The following is a 17,271-nucleotide window of genomic DNA, read 5'->3' as shown; positions in this document are numbered from 1 at the left end:
CCAGTTTCGCCATGGCCCATAGCAGGTTGGTGACACCCTGTGCTTTAAAATGGTCTTTCTGAGCGTTCACGTGGGGCAACAGTGCGGCCACAGCCTCTTTGAGCCCTGGTGTCTGTTCATGCACTTTGTCCGCCAGTTTCGCCATGGCCCACAGCAGGTTGGCGATATGCTGAGGAAAAAACTGGTCTTTCTGTGCGTTCACGTGGGGCAACAGCGCAGCCACCGCCTCTTTGAACTCTGGTGTCCACGCCTGTCCGTTGTCCACGAGTTTTACCAGGGCCCACAGCAGGTTGGTGATTTCCTGTGGGTTAAAGTTAGCTTTCTGTGCGTTCACGTGGGGTAGCAGGGCGGCCATAGCCTTGTTGAACTCTGGTGTCCGCTCCTGCCCGCTGCCTACCAGTTTCGCCATGGCCCACAGCAGGTTGGCGATATGCTGAGGATTGAATTGGTCTTTCTGTGCGTTCACCCGGGGCAGCAGCGCGGCCACGGCCTCTTTGAGCTCAGGTGTCTGCTTCTGCCCGTTGTCCACCAGTTTCGCCATGGCCCACAACAGGTTGACAATACCCTGTGGTTTAAAGTTAGCTTTCTGTGAGTTTATGTGAGGCAACAGCGCGGCCACAGCCTCGTTGAGCTCCAGTCTCTGCTCCTGCCCATTGTTCGGCAGTTTTGCCATGGCCCACAGCAGGTTGGCGATTCCCCGGGCATCAATATCCCTGTCTCCAGGTGTTTGGTTGCATTTAAATATTATTGCATCCAGTAGCGTTGACAATAAGGCAGCTTGAGTAAGCCTGACACGCTCATCCATGGGTTTATGAGGGGTAAAAACACCTGCTGAAGTCAATGAATGCATTGTTGTCGTCAGGCTTCGCCAATTCCAGCTCCGCGTTGCTGTGAAATTTTGCAGCAAACTGATCAGCTCGCTTTGTTCCGCTCGATTTAACGGTCTTTTAGCAGTTGACGTGTATTTTTTAATTGAACTGGCATATTGACCGTGATTTCTCCCATCATAGCGATGTCCGAAACGATACGATTTACTCACCAGATCATCCATTACTTCTTGTTTAATGAGGGCATTGAAGTCTTGAGCAGGGTTCACTGATCGGAACATTAGATTTTGAGAAGGGCATGCGGCAGAAGAGTGGTAAAATTCATTACGCCCCGGGGCTGTGCGGAGGGTATTATCCCATTGTCTGACTGTGGTATGCCTATATCGCCCACGCCTTGAAGAAGCGGCATGGTCATTTGGTTGGTTGTAATCATTATTTGATCTTGTGTATTGACCACTGATACCAGCAGAGCTTCTATCCATAATTATATTTCATTAATTCATGAAAATATAAAAAGCAGACTGCTGTTTTGTTCAAAAGTTCATTTTGATGAAATGTCTATAAGCGTAAACGGTTGGGGAAACACATCTACTCCTGATGTCATCAATCCGTTATTTTCAAATCATCCGGGCAAAAGGTGTTCAACACTGACATTCCTTTCCGGCATGTGAAAACGGATCTTGACTCATGATAGGAGGAAGGCAATTACTGGCTGTTTGTTTTCTTCCTTTTTGCGGGTTTACCGGTTTGCTCCTCTGAATGTTCTTCTGCAGTTAAGTAACCGTGATCTGAGGGTTGCCTGCCTTTATCAGCAGTAACGTATGCCTCATCTGCCCGCCTTCTTTTAAGTGATACAGAGCCATGCTCCTGTGGCGGGAAGCCTATCTTGGTCTTTATTTGATTAATGTATGGTTTTATTAAATCCTGATTCGAGAGCATGTTAACCGGAATTTCAATGACCTCAAATCCTGCTTTTTGCAACAGTGCGATTTTCAGCAGAGTCGAACCATTCCTGGTTTTGAAATCACCACCCACGTAATGAGAGGGACCCTGAATTTCAATCACCATGTTGTGATCTGGCAATACCAGGTCAACCGGAGGTAATGAGTTCAGACTCTTTTCTTCTTCAATCTTCAAAGATGGAATGCATGATTGGAGTTGATCGAGGAAGTCGGATTGAAGTTTTGAAATGGTTGTTTGGTAATGGGGGACGACCGGACACGGTCTCCCAAGACAACTTGCGGCCATGGCAATGATGGATTGATCCTCTTCATTATCCGGGGATATATTTTCAAAGCGAGTAAACAGGTCATCCATGTGCTTTTCAAGCCAATTATTTTTATTGGTATTGGAGACTAAAGACAACCTGGCACAGCATACCATTACTCCCCAGAGAGACATCAATACCCCTTGCTGAGAGAGCTGAGGGTTGTCACTGATTCGGTAGACAAGCGATTTGAACGTGGATGTTACCACGTCCAGCTCAATGAGTTCGCCCAGTTTAGCCATGGCCCACAGCAGGTTGGCGATATGCTGAGGTATAAATTGGTCTTTGTTTGCGTTCACGTGGGGCAACAGCGAGGCCACGGCCTCTTTGAGCCCTGGCGTCCGCTCCTGTCCGTTGTCCACCAGTTTCGCCATGGCCCACAGCAGGTTGGCGATATGCTGAGGAATAAATTGGTCTTTGTTTGCGTTCACGTGGGGCAAAAGCGCGGCCACGGCATCGTTGAGCCCTGGTGACCACTCCTGCCCGTTGTCCACCAGTTTCGCCATGGCCCACAGCAGGTTGGCGATTTCCTGTGGTTTAAAATTAGTTTTCTGTGCGTTCACGTGGGGCAACAGCGCGGCCACAGCCTCTTTGAGCTCTGCTGTGCGCTCCTGCCCGTTGTCCACCAGTTTCGCCATGGCCCACAGCAGGTTGGTGATTGCCTGTGGTGTAAAGTTAGCTTTCTGTGCGTTCACGTGGGGCAATAGCGCGGCCACGGCCTCGTTGAGCCCTGGTGTTTGCTTTTGCCCGTTGTCCACCAGTTTCGCCATGGCCCACAGCAGGTTGGCGATACCCTGTGGTGTAAAGTTTGCTTTCTGTGAGTTCACGAGGGGCAACAACACGACCACAGCCTCTTTGAGCTCTGCTGTGCGCTCCTGCCCGTTGTCCACCAGTTGGCCATGGCCCACAGCAGGTTGGTGATTGCCTGTGGTGTAAAGTTAGCTTTCTGTGCGTTCACGTGGGGCAACAGCGCGGCCACGGTCTCGTTGAATTCTGGTGTCTGTTCCTGCCCGTTGTCCACCAGTTTCGCCATGGCCCACAGCAGGTTGGTGATTCCCAGGGCATTAAATTGGTCTTTCTGTGCGTTCACGTGGGGCAACAGCGCGGCCACAGCCTCTTTGAGCCCTGGTGTCGGCTCCTGCACTTTGTCCACCAGTTTCGCCATGGCCCACAGCAGGTTGGCGATACCCTGGGGAATAAATTGGTCTTTTTGTGCGTTCACGTGGGGCAACAGCGCGGCCACGGCCTCTTTGAGTTCTGGTGTTTGCTCCTGCCCGTTGTCCACCAGTTTCGCCATGGCCCACAGCAGGTTGGCAATACCCTGGGCATTAAACCGGTCTTTATATACTTTTACTTGGGGCAACAGCGCGGCCACGGCCACTTTGAGCTCTGGTGTCTGCTCCTGCCCGTTGTCCACCAGTTTCGCCATGGCCCACAGCAGCTTGGCGACACCCTGGACATTAAATTGGTCATTCTGTGCGTTCACGTTGGTCAACAGCACGGCCACAGCCTCTTTGAGCCCTGGTGTCTGCTGCTGGCCGTTGTCCACCAATTTCGCCATGGCACACAGCAGGTTGGCAATACTCTGGGTATTAAACCGGTCTTTATGTGCTTTTACTTGGGGCAACAGCGCGACTACGGTCTCGTTGAACTCTGGTTTCTGCTGCTGGCCGTTGTCCACCAATTTCGCCATGGCCCACAGCAGGTTGACGATATGCTGAGGGTTAAATTGGTTTTTTTGTGCGTTCACGTAGGGCAACAGCGCGGCCACGGGCTCGTTGAACCCTGGTGTATGCTGCTGGCCAATGTCCACCAGTTTCGCCATGGCCCACAGCAGGCTGGCGATTTCCTGGGGTTTAAAATGAGCTTTTTGTGCGTTTACATGGGGCAACAGCGCGGCCACTGCATCATTGAGCTCTGGCGTCCGTTCCTGCCCGTTGTCCACCAGTTTTGCCATGGCCCATAGCAGGTTGGCGATTCCCTGTGGTGTAAAGTTAGCTTTCTGAGCATTCACATGGGGCAACAACGCGGCCACGGCCTCTTTGAGCCCTGGTGTCCGCTCCTGCCCGTTGTCCACCAGTTTTGCCATGGCCCACAGAAGGTTGGTGATTTCCTGTGGTTTAAAGTGAGCTTTCTGTGCGTTCACGCAGGGCAACAGCGCAACCACAGCCTCATTGAGCTCTCGCGTCTGCTCCTGCCCGTTATCCACCATTTTCGCCATGACCCACAGCAGGTTGGCGACCCCCTGGGGCTTAAATTGGTCTTTCTGTGCTTTCACGTGGGGCAACAGCGCTGCCACGGCCTCTTTGAGCCCTGGCGTCCGCTCCTGTCCGTTGTCCACCAGTTTCGCCATGGCCCACAGCAGGTTAGTGATTTCCTGAGCACCAATATCCCTGGCTTCAGGTTTTTGGTTGCACTTGAATATGATTGCATCAAGCAGCGTTGACAGTAAGGCAGCCTGAGTAAGCTTAACACGCTCATCCAAGGGTCTATGAGGGGTAAAAACACCCGCTGAAGTAAATGAGTGCAGTGTTGTTGTCAGGCTTCGCCAATTCCAGCTCCGCGTTGCCGTGAAATTTTGCAGCAAACGCATCAGCTGGCTTTGTTCAGCTCGATTTAACGGTCTTTTAGCAGCTGACGTGTATTTTTTAATTGAACTGGCATATTGACCGTGATTTCTTCCATCATAGCGATGACCGAAACGATCCGATTTCCTCACCAGACCCTCCATTAATTCTTGTTTAATGAGGGCATTGAAATCTTGAGCAGAGTTCACTGAGCGGAACATTAGATTTTGAGAAGAGCATGCGTCAGACAAGTGGTAAAATTCGTTGCGCCCCGGGGTAGTACGGAGGGGATTATCCCACTGTTCGACTGTGCCATATCTATATTGCCCACGCCTTGAAGAAGCGGCATGGTCATTCGGTTGGTTGTAATCATTATCTGATCTTGTGTATTGACCACTGATACCCGCAGAGCTTCTATCCATAATTATATTTCATTAATTCATGAAAATATAAAAAGCAGACTGCTGTTTTGTTCAGAAGTTCATTTTGCTGAAACGTTTATAAACATAAACAGTTGGGGAGATACATCTATTCCTGATGCCACCAATCCATTATTTTCAAATCATCCGAGGCGAGATGTATGGGCAACAGGTGTTCAACACTGACATTCCTCCCCGGAATGTGAAAACTGTTCTTGAGTCATGATGCGAGGAAGGCAATTACTGGCTGGTTGTTTTCTTCCTCTTTGCGGGTTTACCGGGTTGCTCATCTGAATGTTCTTCGGCAGTCAAGTAACCATGATCTGAGGGTTGCCTGCCTTTATCAGCAGTAACGTATGCCTCATCTGCCCACCTTCTTTTCAGTGATACAGAGCCATGCTCCTGTGGCGGGAAGCCTATCCTGGTCTTTATTTGATCAATGTATGGTTTCATTAAATACTGACTCAAGAGCATGTTAATCGGAATTTCAATGACCTCAAATCCTGATTTTCTCAGCAGTGCGATTTTCAGCAGAGTCGAACCCTTCCTGGTCTTGAAATCACCACCCACGTAATGAGACGGTCCCTGAACTTCAATCACCATGTTGTGATCTGGCAGTAGCAGGTCAACCGGAGGCAGTGAGTTCAGACTCTTTTCTTCTTCAATCTGCAAAGAGGGAAAGCATGATAGGAGTTGTTCGCGGAAGTCGGATTGAGGTTTTGAACTCATTGTCTGGTAATGGGGGACGACCGGACACGGTCTGCCAAGCCAACTTGCGGCCATGGTCATAATGGATTGATACTCTTTATTGTCCGGGGATGTATTTTGCAGGCGAGTAAAGAGATCATCCATGTGCTTTTCAAACACGTGATTTTTATTGGCATTGGAGACCAGAAACAACCTGGCACAGCATACCATTACTCCCCAAAGGGACATCAATATCTCTTGCTGAGAGAACTGAGGGTTACCACTGATTCGGCAGACAAGCGATTTGAACGTGGATGTTACCACGTCCAGATCAATGAGTTCGCCCAGTTTCGCCATGGCCCACAGCAGGTTGGCGATATGCTGAGGAATAAATTGGTCTTTCTGTGCGTTCACGTGGGGCAACAGCGCGGCCAGGGCCTCGTTGAGCTCTGGTGTCCGCTCCTGTCCGTTGTCCACCAGTTTCGCCATGGCCCACAGCAGGTTGGCGATATGCTGAGGAATAAATTGGTCTTTGTTTGCGTTCACGTGGGGCAACAGCGCGGCCACGGCATCGTTGAGCTCTGGTGACCACTTCTGCCCGTTGTCCACCAGTTTCGCTATGGCCCACAGCAGATTGGCGATACCCTGTGGTGTAAAGTGAGCTTTCTGTGCGTTCACGTGGGGCAACAACGCGGCCACGGCCTCTTTGAGACCTGGTGTCCGCTCCTGCCCGTTGTCCACCAGTTTCGCCATGGCCCACAGCAGGTTGGTGATATGCTGAGGAGTGAATTGGTTTTTCTGTGCGTTCACGTGGGGCAACAACGCGGCCACGGTCTCGTTGAGTTCTGGTGTCTGCTTCTGCCCGTTGTCCACCAGTTTCGCCATGGCCCACAGCAGGTTGGCAATAGCCAGGGCACTAAATTGGTCTTTCTGTGCGTTCACGTGGGGCAACAGCGCGGCCACAGCCTCTTTGAGCTCTGGTGTCTGCTCCTGCCCGTTGTCTACCAGTTTCGTCATTGCCCACAGCAGGTTGGCGATTTCCTGTGGGTTAAAATTAGCTTGCTGTGCGTTCACGTGGGGTAGCAGTGCGACCACAGCCTCGTTGAGCTCTGGTGTTCGCTCCTGGCCGTTGTCCACCAGTTTCGCCATGGCCCACAGCAGGTTGGCGATTTCCTGTGGTTTAAAGTTAGCTTTGTGTGCGTTCACGTGGGGCAGTAGCGCGGCCAGGGCCTCTTTGAGCCCTGGTGTCTGCTCCTGTCGGTTGTCCGCCAGTTTCGCCATGGCCCACAGCAGGTTGGCGATTGCCTGTGGTTTAAAGTTAGCTTTCTGTGCGTTCACGTGGGGCAATAGCACGGCCAAGGCCTCTTTGAACCCTAATGTCGGCTCCTGTACGTTGTCCAGCAGTTTCGCCATGGCCCACAGCAGGTTGACAATACCCTGTGGTTTAAAGTCAGCTTTCAGAGCGTTTACGTGGGGCAACAGCGCGGCCACGGTCTCTTTGAGTTCTGGTGTTTGTTCCTGTCCGTTGTCCACCAGTTTCGCCATGGCCCACAGCAGGTTGGCGATTTCCTGTGGTTTAAAGTTAGCTTTGTGTGCGTTCACGTGGGGCAGTAGCGCGGCCAGGGCCTCTTTGAGCCCTGGTGTCTGCTCCTGTCGGTTGTCCGCCAGTTTCGCCATGGCCCACAGCAGGTTGGCGATTTCCTGTGGTTTAAAGTTGGCTTTCTGTACGTTCACGCAGGGCATCAGCGTGGCCACGGCCTCGTTAAGCCTTGGTGTCGGCTCCTGTTCGTTGTCCACCAGTTTCGCCATGGCCCACAGCAGGTTGGCGATATGCTGAGGAATAAATTGGTCTTTCTGGACGTTCACGTGGGGTAACAGCGCCGCCACGGCCTCTTTGAGCTCTTGTGTCCACTCATGCCCGTTGTCCATCAGTTTCGCCATGGCCCACAGCAGGTTGGAGATATGCTGAGGAATAAATTGGTCTTTCTGTGCGTTCACCCGGGGCAGCAGCGCGGCCACGGCCTCTTTGATTTCTGGCGTCTGCTTCTGCCCGTTGTCCACCAGTTTCGCCATGGCCCACAGCAGGTTGGTGGTTTCCTGTGGATTAAAGTTAGCTTTCTGTGAGTTCATGTGAGGCAACAGCGCGGCCACCGCCTCGTTGAGCTCCAGTCTTTGCTCCTGCCCGTTGTCCACCAGTTTCGCCATGGCCCACAGCAGGTTGGCGATTCCCCGGGCATCAATATCCCTGTCCTCAGGTGTTTGGTTGCATTTAAATATTATTGCATCAAGTAGCGTTGACAATAAGGCAGCTTGAGTAAGCTTGACACGCTCATCCATGGGTGTATGGGGGGTAAAAACACCCGCTGAAGTAAATGAATGAATTGTGGTCGTCAGGCTTCGCCAGTCCCAACGCCGTGTTACGGTAAAATTTTGCAGCAAACGTATCAGCTGGCTTTGTTCAGCTCGATTTAACGGTCTTTTAGCAGCTGATGTGTATTTTTTAATTGAATTGGCATACAGGCCGTGATTTCTCCCATCATAGCGATTACCGAAACGATCCGATTTACTCACCAGATCATCCATTATTTCCTGTTTGATGAGCGCATTAAAATCTTGAGCAGGGTTTGCTGAACGGCACTGTAGATGTTGAGAAGGGCATACGCCAGAAGAACGGTAAAATTTATTACGCCCCGGGGTAGTGCGTGGGGTATTATCCCACTGTCTGACTGTACCATGTCTATATTGCACACGCCTTGAAGAAGCGGCATGGTCATTCGGTTGGTTGTAATCATTATCTGATCTTGTGTATTGACCACTGATACCAGCAGAGCTTCTATCCATAATTATATTTCATTAATTCATGGAAATATAAAAAGTAGACTGTGGTTCTTTTCATAAGTTCATTTTGCTGGAATGTTGGTAAACGTAAACGGCTGGCGAAATACACCTACTCCTGATGCCATCAATCCGTTATTTTCAAATCATCCGGGTCGAGATGTATGGGCAACAGGTGTTCAACACTGGCATTCCTTCCCGGAATGTGACAACGGTTCTTGAGTCATGATGGTAGGAAGGCGATTACTGGCTGGTTGTTTTCTTCCTCTTTCCTGGTTTGCCGGTTTGCTCTTCTGAATGTTCTTCGGCGGTTAAGTAACCATAATCTGAGGGTTGCCTGCCTTTATCAGCAGTAACGTATGCCTCATCTGCCCAGCTTCTTTTAAGTGATACAGAGCCATGCCCCGGAGGCGGTAAGCCTATCCTGGTCTTTATTTGATCAATGTATGGTTTCATTAAATACTGACTCAAGAGCCTGTTAACCGGAATTTCAATGACCTCAAATCCTGCTTTTTGCAACAGTGCGATTTTCAGCAGAGTCGAACCATTTCTGGTTTTGAAATCACCACCCACGTAATGAGACGGTCCCTGAACTTCAATCACCATGTTGTGATCTGGCAGTAGCAGGTCAACCGGAGGTAATGAATTCAGACTCTTTTCTTCTTCAATCCTCAATGATGGAATGCATGATTGGAGTTGATTGCAGAAGTCGGATTGACGTTTTGAAACAATTGTCTGGTAATGGGGAACGACCGGACACGCTCTGTCAAGCCAACTTGCTGCCATGGTCATAATGGATTGATCCTCTTTATTGTCCGGGGATGTATTTTGCAGGCGAGTAAACAGATCATCCATGTGCTTTTCAAGCCAGTAATTTTTGTTGGCATCGGAGACCTGAGACAACCTGGCACAGCATACCATTACTCCCCAGAGGGACATCAATATCGTTTGCTGAGAAAGCTGAGGATTGTCACTGATCCGGTAGACAAGCGATTCGAACGTAGAGGTAACCATGTTCAGGTCAACGAGTTCGCCCAGTTTTGCCATGGCCCACAGCAGGTTGCCGATAGCCTGTGATTTAAAGTTATCTTTCTGTGCGTTAACGAGGGGCAACAGCGCGGCCACGGCCTCGTTGAACTCTGGTGTCTGCTCCTGACCGTTGTCCACCAGTTTCGCCATGGCCCACAGCAGGTTGGAGATATGCTGAGGAATAAACTGGTCTTTCTGTGCGTTCACGTGAGGCAACAGCACGGCCACGGCCTCGTTGAGCTCTGGTGTCTGCTCCTGCCCGTTGTCCACCAGTTTTGCCATGGCCCACAGCAGGTTGGCGATATGCTGAGGAATAAACTGGTCTTTCTGTGCGTTCACGTGAGGCAACAGCGCGGCCACGGCCTCGTTGAGCTCTGGTGTCTGCTCCTGACCGTTGACCACCAGTTTTGCCATGGCCCACAGCAGGTTGGCGATATGCTGAGGAATAAATTGGTCTTTCAGTGCGTTCACGTGGGGCAACAGCGCAGTCACTGCCTCTTTGAACTCTGATGTCCGCGCCTGACCGTTGTCCACGAGTTTTGCCATGGCCCACAGCAGGTTGGTGATTTCCTGTGGGTTACAGTTAGCTTTCTGTGGGTTCACGTGGGGCAACAGCGCGACCACAGCCTCTTTGAGCTGTGGTGTTTGTTCCTGCCCGCTGCCTGCCAGTTTCGCCATGGCCCACAGCAGGTTGGTGATATGCTGAGGAATAAATTGGTTTTTCTGTGCGTTCACGAGGGGCAACAGCGTGGCCACGGTCTGTTTGAGCCCTGGTGTACGATGCTGCCCGTTGTCCACCAGTTTCGCCATGGCCCACAGCAGGTTGGCGATACCCTGTGGTGTAAAGTCAGCTTTCTGTGCGTTCACGCAGGGCAACAGAACGGCCAGGGCCTCTTTGAACCCTGATGTTGCCTCCTGTCCGTTGTCCAGCAGTTTCGCCATGGCCCACAGCAGGTTGACAATACCCCGTGGTTTAAAGTCAACTTTCTGTGCCTTTACGTGGGGCAACAGCGCGGCCACGGCCGCTTTGAGTTCTGGTGTCTGTTCCTGCCCGTTGTCCACCAGTTTCGCCATGGCCCACAGCAGGTTGACGATTTCCTGTGGGTTAAAGTTAACTTTCTGTATGTTCACGTGGGACAACAGCGTGGCCATGGCCTCTTTGAGCTCTGGTGTTTGCTCCTGCCCGTTGTCCACCAGTTTCGCCATGGCCCACAGCTGGTTGGCGATTTCCTGTGGTTTAAAGTTAGCTTTCTGTATTTTCACGTTGGGCAAAAGCGCGGCCACGGCCTCTTTGAGCTCTGGTGTCCGCTCCTGCCCATTATCCACCAGTTTCGCGATGGCCCACAGCAGGTTGGCGACACCCTGGGCATCAATATCCCTGGCGTGAGGTTTTTGGTGGCACTTGGATATGATTACCTCAAGTAGCGTTGACAGTAAGGCAGCCTGAGTACGCTTAACACGCTCATGCATGGGTTTATGGGGAGTAAAAACACCGGCTGAAGTCAATGAATGAAGTGATGTCGTCAGGCTTCGCCAATTCCAACTCCGTGTTGCTGTGAAATTTTGCAGCAAACGCATCAGCTGGCTTTGTTCCGCTCGATTTAACGGTCTTTTAGACGCTGACGTGTATTTTTTGATTGAACTGGCATATAGACCGTGATCTCTCCCATCATAGTGATGACCGAAACGATTCGATTTACTCACCAGACCAGCCATTATTTCCCGTTTAATGAGAGCATTAAAATCTTGAGCATGGTTTACAGAACGGCGCAGTAGATATTGAGAAGGGCGTGCAGCGCAAGAGTGGTAAAATTCATTACGCCCCGGGGTAGTGCGGAGGGGATTATCCCGCTGTCTTACTGGGCCATGTCTATATTGTACACGCCTTGAAGAAGTAGCATGGCCATTCGTTCGGTTGTAATCATTATCTGATCTTGTGTATTGACCACTGATACCAGCAGAGCTTCTATCCATAATTATATTTCATTAATTCATGGAAATATAAAAAGCAGAGTGTGGTTCTTTTCAGAAGTTCATTTTGCTGGAATGTTTGTAAACGTAAACGGTTGGGGAAGCACATCTAATCCTGATGCCACCAATCCATTATTTTCAAATCACCCGGGACGAGATACATAGGCAACAAGTGTTCTACACCCGCATTCTTTCCCGAAATGTGAAAAAGGTTATTGAGTGATGATGGGAGGAAGGCGATTACTGGCTGTTTGTTTTCTTCCTCTTTGCCGGTTTACCGGTTTGCTCCTCTGAATGTTCTGCGGCAGTTAAATAACCGGGATCTGAGGGTTGCCTGTCATCAGCAGTAACGTATGCCGCATCTGCCCACCTTCTTTTAAGTGATACAGAGCCATGCCCCTGTGGCGGGAAGCCTATCCTGGTCTTTATTTGATCAATGTATGGTTTCATTAAATCCTGATTGCAAAGCCTGTTAACCGGAATTTCAATGACCTCAAATCCTGCTTTTTGCAACAGTGCGATTTTCAGCAGAGTCGAACCCTTCCTGGTTTTGAAATCACCACCCACGTAATGAGAGGGACCCTGAATTTCAATTACCATGTTGTGATCTGGCAGTAGCAGGTCAACCGGAGGCAGTGAATTCAGACTCTTTTCTTCTTCGATCTTCAAAGATGGAATAGATGATTTGAGTTGATCACGGAAGTCGGCTTGGTTTTTTGAAATGATTGTCTGGTAATGGAGGACGACCGAACAGGTTCTGCCAAGCCAACTTGCGGCCATGGCAATGATGCGTTGATCCTCTTCATTGTCTGAGGATGTATTTTCCACGCGAGTAAACAGGTCATCCATGTGCTTTTCAAGCCAGTTATTGTTTTTGGAGTCCAGAGACAATCTGGCACAGCAAACCATTACTCCCCAAAGGGACATCAATATCTCTTGCTGAGAGAACTGAGGGTTGCCACTGATTCGGTAGACAAGCGATTTGAACGTGGATGTTACCACGTCCAGCTCAATGAGTTCGCCCAGTTTCGCCATGGCCCACAGCAGGTTGGCGATATGCTGGGGAATAAATTGGTCTTTGTTTGCGTTCACCTGAGTCAACAGCGCGGCCACGGTCTCGTTGAGTTCTGGTGTCTGCTTGAGCCCGTTATCCACCAGTTTCGCCATGGCCCACAGCAGGTTGGCGATACTCTGTGATTGAAAGTTAGCTTTCTGTGCTTTGACGTGGGGCAACAGCGCGGCTACGGTCTCTTTCAGACCTTGAGTCCGCTCCTGCCCACTGCCCATCAGTTTCGCCATGGCCCACAGCAGGTTGGCGATACTCTGTGATTGAAAGTTAGCTTTCTGTGCGTTGACGTGGGGCAACAGCGCGGTCACGGCCTCGTTGAGCTCTGGTGTCCGCTCCTGACCGTTGTCCACCAGTTTTGCTACGGCCCACAGCAGGTTGGCGATTTCCTGTGGTTTAAAGTGAGCTTTCTGTATGTTCACGTGCGGTAGCAGGGCGAACATGGCCTCTTTGAGTTCTGGTGTCTGTTCCTGCCTGTTGTCTACCAGTTTCGCCATGGCCCACAGCAGGTTGGCGATTTCCTGTGGTTTAAAGAGAGCTTTCTGTGCGTTCACGTGCGGCAACAACGCGGCCACGGCCTGTTTGAGCCCTGGTGTCTGCTCCTGCCCGTTGTCCACCAGTTTCGCGATTGCCCACAGCAGGTTGGCGATACCCTGTGGTGTAAAGTCAGCTTTCTGTGCGTTCACGTGGGGCAACAGTGCGGCCACTGCCTCTTTGAGCCCTGGTGCCCGCTCCAGCCCGCTGCCCACCAGTTTCGCCATGGCCCACAGCAGGTTGGCAATACCCTGTGGTTTAAAGTGAGCTTTCTGAGCGTTCACGAGGGGTAACAGCACGGCCACGGCCTCTTTGAGCCCTGCTGTTTGCTCCTGCCCACTGCCCACCAGTTTCGCCATGGCCCACAGCAGGTTGGCGATTTCCTGTCGTGTAAAGTTAGCTTTCTGTGCGTTCACGTGGGGCAACAGCGCGGCCACGGCCTCGTTGAGTTCTGGCGTCTGTTCCTGCCCGTTGTCCACCAGTTTTGCCATGGCCCACAGCAGATTGGCAATATGCTGAGGAATAAATTGGTTTTTTTTTGAGTTCACGTGGGGCAACAATACGGCCACGGCCTCTTTGAACTCTGGTATTCGCTCCTGCCCGTTGTCCGCCAGTTTCGCCATGGCCCACAGCAGGTTGGCGATACCCTGGGCATTAAATTGGTCTTTCTGTGCGTTAATATGGGGCAACAGCACGGCCACGGCCTCTTTGAACTCTGGTGTTCGCTCCTGCCCGTTGTCCACCAGTTTGGTCATGGCCCAGAGCAGGTTGGCGGTATGCTGAGGGATAAATTGGTCTTTCAGTGCGTTCACGTGTGGCATCAGCGCGGCCACGGCCTTGTTGAGCTCTGGTGTCCGCTCCTGCCTATTGTCCACCAGTTTCGCCATGGCCCACAGCAGGTTGGCGACACCCTGGGCATCAATATCCCTGGCGTGAGGTTTTTGGTTGCACTTGAATATTATTGCGTCAAGTAGCGTTGACAATAAGGCAGCCTGAGTACGCTTGACACGCTCATCCATGGGGTCATGAGGGGTAAAAACACCGGCTGAAGTAAATGAGTGAAATGTTGTCGTCAGGCTTCGCCAATTCCAGCTTGGCGTTGCGGTAAAATTTTGCAGGAAACTGATCAGCTGGCTTTGTTCAGTTCGATTTAACGGTCTTTTAGCACCTGACGTGTATTTTTTAATTGAGCTGGCATATTGACCGTGATGCTTCCCATCATAGCGATGACCGATCCGATCAGATTGATTCACCAGACCATCCATTATTTCCTGTTTGATGAGGTTATTAAAATCCTGAGGGTGGTTTACTGAACGGCGTTGTAGATGTTGAAAAGAGCATGCGGCTGAAGAATAGTACAATTCATTACGCCCCGGGGCTGTGCGGGGGGGATGACCCCATTGCCTGACTGGGGCATGTCTAGATCGCCCACGGCTTGAAGAAGCGGCATGGTCCTTCGGTTGGTTGTCATCATTACCTGGTCTTGTGTATTGACCACTGATACCCGCAGAGCTTCTATCCATAATTATATTTCATTAATTCGTGAAAAATATGAGAAGCAGACTGCTGTTTTGTTCAAAAGTTCATTTTGCTGAAATATCTATAAACATAAAATATGGCTGATCTGCGCCGTGCTTTAAGAAAGTGATACAAAGCCATGTCCCTGTGGCGGGATATCTGCCCTGGTCTTTATTTGATCAATACATCGTTTCATCGAGTCCTGGCTCAAAAGCTTGTTAACCGGAATTTCAATGACCTCAAATCCTGCTTTTTGCAGCAGTGCGATTTTCAGCAGAGTAGAACCATTCCTGGTTTTGAAATCTCCACCCACGTAATGAGACGATCCCTGAACTTCAATCACCATGTTGTGATCTGGCAGTATCAGGTCCACCGGAGGTAATGAGTTCAGACTCTTTTCTTCTTCCATTTTCAAAGAGGGAATGCATGATTGGAGTTGATTGCGGAAGTCAGATTGAGGTTTTGAAATGATGTTCTGGTAATGGGGGACGACCGGACAGGCTCTACCAAGCCAACTTGCGGCCATGGCAATGATGCGTTGATCCTCTACATTGTCCGTATTTTCCAGACGAGCAAACAGGTCATCCATGTACTTTTCAAGCCGGTTATTTTTATTGGCATGGGAGACCATAGACAACCGGGCACAGCATACCATTATTGCCCAGAGGGACATCAATATGTCTTTCTGAGAGAGTTGAGGATTTTCACTGATTCGGTAAACAAGCGATTCGAACGTAGAGGTAACATCCTCCAGCGCAACGAATTCTCCCAGTTTCGCCACAGCCCACAGCAGGTTAGCAATTTCCTGTGGTTTAAAGTTAGTTTTCTTTGCGCTCACACGGGGCAAAAGCAGTGCCACGGACTCGTTGAGCCCTGGTGTCCACTTCTGCCCGTTGTCCACCAGTTTCGCGATGGCCCACAGCAGGTTGGCGATGCCCTGGGTAATAAATTGGTCTTTCTGTATGTTCACTCAGGGCAAAAGAGCGGCCAGGGTCTCTTTGAGCCCCGGTGTCAGTTTTTGTCCGTTGTCTACCAGTTTCGCGATGGCCCACAGCTGGTTGGCAATTTCCTGCGGTTTTTTAGCTTTCTGTGCGTTTACGAGGGGTAACAGTGCGGCGATGGCGTCTTTAAGCACTGGTGTCCATTCCTGCCCTTTTTCCACCAGTTTGGCCATAGCCCACAGCAGGTTAGTAATGTGCTGGGCATTAAATTGGTCTTTCTGTGCGTTCACGTGGTGTAACAAAGCGACAACGGCCTCGTTGAACTCTGTTGTCCGTTCCAGCCCGTTGTCCAACATTTTTGCCATGGCCCACAGCAGGTTGGCGACACCCTGGGTATCTATATCCATGGCGGGAGGTTTTTGCTGGCACTTGAATATTATTGGATCAAGTAGTGTTGACAATAAGGCAGCTTGAGTACGCTTAACAACTTCATCCATGGGTTTAAGAGGGGTAAAAACACCCGCTGACGTCAATGAATGAAGTGTTGTCGTCAGGCTTCGCCAATTCCAGCTCCGTGTTGCAGTAAAATTTTGCAGCAAACGCATTAACTGGCTTTGTTCCGTTCGATTTAACGGCCTTTTAGCAGCTGATGAGTATTTTTTAATTGAACTGGCATATTGCCCGTGATTTCTCCCATCATAGCGATGACCGAAACGATCCGATTTACTGACCAGGCCAGCCATTATTTCCTGTTTGGTGAGATCATTAAAATTTTGAGCAGGTTTTACTGAACGGCGCAGTAGATATTGAGAAGGGCCTGCGGCAGAAGAATGGCAAAATTTATTACGCCCCGGGGTTGTGTGTGGGGTATCATCCCGCTGTCTGACCGTGACTTGTCTATATCGCCCACGCCTGGAAGCGGCATGGTCATTCGGTTGGTTGTCATTATTACCTGATCTTGCGTATTGACCACTGATGCCAGCAGAACTTCTATCCATAATTATATTTCATTAATTCATGAAAATATAAAATGAAGACTGCTGTTCTGCCCAGAAGTTCATTGTGCGGCAAAGTTTACTAGAGTCATGATGGGAGGAAGGCGATTACTGACTGTTTTCTTCCTCTTTGCCGGGTTGGTTTGCTCTGCTAAATGTTCTTCACCAGTCACGTACGCAGCACCTGCCCGCCTTCTTTTATGTGATACAGCGTCATGACCCTGTGGCGGGATGCCTATCCTGGCCTTTATTTGATCAATATAGGGTTTCATTACATCGTTGCTCAAAAGCTGTTTAGCCGGGATTTCAATGACCTCGAATCCTGCTTTTAGCAGCAGTGCGATTTTCAGCAGAGTCGAACCATTCCTGGTGTTGAAATCACCACCCACGTAATGAGAGGGGCCCTGAACTTCAATCATTATGTTGTGATCGGGCAGTAGCAGGTCAACCGGAGGCAGTGAGTTCAGACTCTTTTCCTCTTCGATCTTCAAAAATGGAATAGATGATTTGAGTTGATCGCAGAAGTCGACCTGGGTTTTTGAAATGTTTGTGTGGTAATGGCGAACGACCGGACAGGCTCTGCCAAGCCAACTTGCAGCCATGGTAATGATGGAT

9 protein-coding genes are annotated in these 17,271 nt (G+C 50.2%); all 9 read right to left on the bottom strand.

The features are described 5' to 3' along the window. The coding region (locus ACO6VE_RS22195) for a DUF1601 domain-containing protein (protein ID WP_422463492.1) at positions 1 to 1,309 on the bottom strand (1,309 nt) is incomplete at its 3' end. Between the two features lie 223 nt (positions 1,310 to 1,532). Beyond that, on the bottom strand, positions 1,533 to 3,002 hold the full coding sequence (locus ACO6VE_RS22190) for an RAP domain-containing protein (protein ID WP_422450786.1): 1,470 nt from the start codon (positions 3,000 to 3,002) through the stop codon (positions 1,533 to 1,535). After that, positions 2,918 to 5,083 carry a DUF1601 domain-containing protein gene (locus tag ACO6VE_RS22185; RefSeq protein WP_422463490.1) on the bottom strand — a complete coding sequence of 722 codons (2,166 nt, stop codon included), beginning with the start codon at positions 5,081 to 5,083 and terminating at the stop codon, positions 2,918 to 2,920. Before ACO6VE_RS22185 ends, ACO6VE_RS22190 begins: the two co-directional genes overlap by 85 nt. Positions 5,084 to 5,320: 237 nt before the next feature. Next, a complete protein-coding gene (locus ACO6VE_RS22180) occupies positions 5,321 to 8,608 on the bottom strand; it encodes a DUF1601 domain-containing protein (RefSeq protein ID WP_422463488.1) in 3,288 nt (1,095 codons plus the stop codon). 237 nt (positions 8,609 to 8,845) lie between these two features. Further along, entirely contained in the window at positions 8,846 to 11,605 is a 2,760-nt protein-coding gene (locus ACO6VE_RS22175) for an RAP domain-containing protein (protein WP_422463486.1), read from the bottom strand. A gap of 237 nt (positions 11,606 to 11,842) precedes the next feature. Beyond that, positions 11,843 to 14,725 (bottom strand): DUF1601 domain-containing protein, encoded by a 2,883-nt coding sequence (locus tag ACO6VE_RS22170; RefSeq protein WP_422463484.1) that lies wholly within the window; start codon positions 14,723 to 14,725, stop codon positions 11,843 to 11,845. A gap of 113 nt (positions 14,726 to 14,838) precedes the next feature. Further along, on the bottom strand, positions 14,839 to 15,690 hold the full coding sequence (locus tag ACO6VE_RS22165; protein ID WP_422463482.1) for an RAP domain-containing protein: 852 nt from the start codon (positions 15,688 to 15,690) through the stop codon (positions 14,839 to 14,841). Next, complete coding sequence (locus ACO6VE_RS22160) at positions 15,691 to 16,659, bottom strand: hypothetical protein (RefSeq protein ID WP_422463480.1); 969 nt, start codon at positions 16,657 to 16,659, stop codon at positions 15,691 to 15,693. 59 nt (positions 16,660 to 16,718) lie between these two features. Beyond that, positions 16,719 to 17,271 (bottom strand): RAP domain-containing protein (locus ACO6VE_RS22155; RefSeq protein ID WP_422463478.1); only part of this gene is annotated, 553 nt, incomplete at its 5' end.

Source organism: Endozoicomonas sp. ALB115, assembly GCF_049310245.1.
In the GTDB taxonomy this organism is placed as follows: Bacteria; Pseudomonadota; Gammaproteobacteria; order Pseudomonadales; family Endozoicomonadaceae; genus Endozoicomonas.
Note: the sequence above shows the minus strand (reverse complement) of the source record. Positions and strands in the feature narration are given on the sequence as shown.

Excerpts from the sequence above, each read along its gene's own strand:
- ACO6VE_RS22185 (WP_422463490.1), bottom strand. The coding sequence starts at position 5,083 with ATGGATAGAAGCTCTGCGGGTATCAGTGGTCAATACACAAGATCAGAT.
- ACO6VE_RS22180 (WP_422463488.1), bottom strand. The coding sequence starts at position 8,608 with ATGGATAGAAGCTCTGCTGGTATCAGTGGTCAATACACAAGATCAGAT.
- ACO6VE_RS22175 (WP_422463486.1), bottom strand. The coding sequence starts at position 11,605 with ATGGATAGAAGCTCTGCTGGTATCAGTGGTCAATACACAAGATCAGAT.
- ACO6VE_RS22170 (WP_422463484.1), bottom strand. The coding sequence starts at position 14,725 with ATGGATAGAAGCTCTGCGGGTATCAGTGGTCAATACACAAGACCAGGT.
- ACO6VE_RS22160 (WP_422463480.1), bottom strand. The coding sequence starts at position 16,659 with ATGGATAGAAGTTCTGCTGGCATCAGTGGTCAATACGCAAGATCAGGT.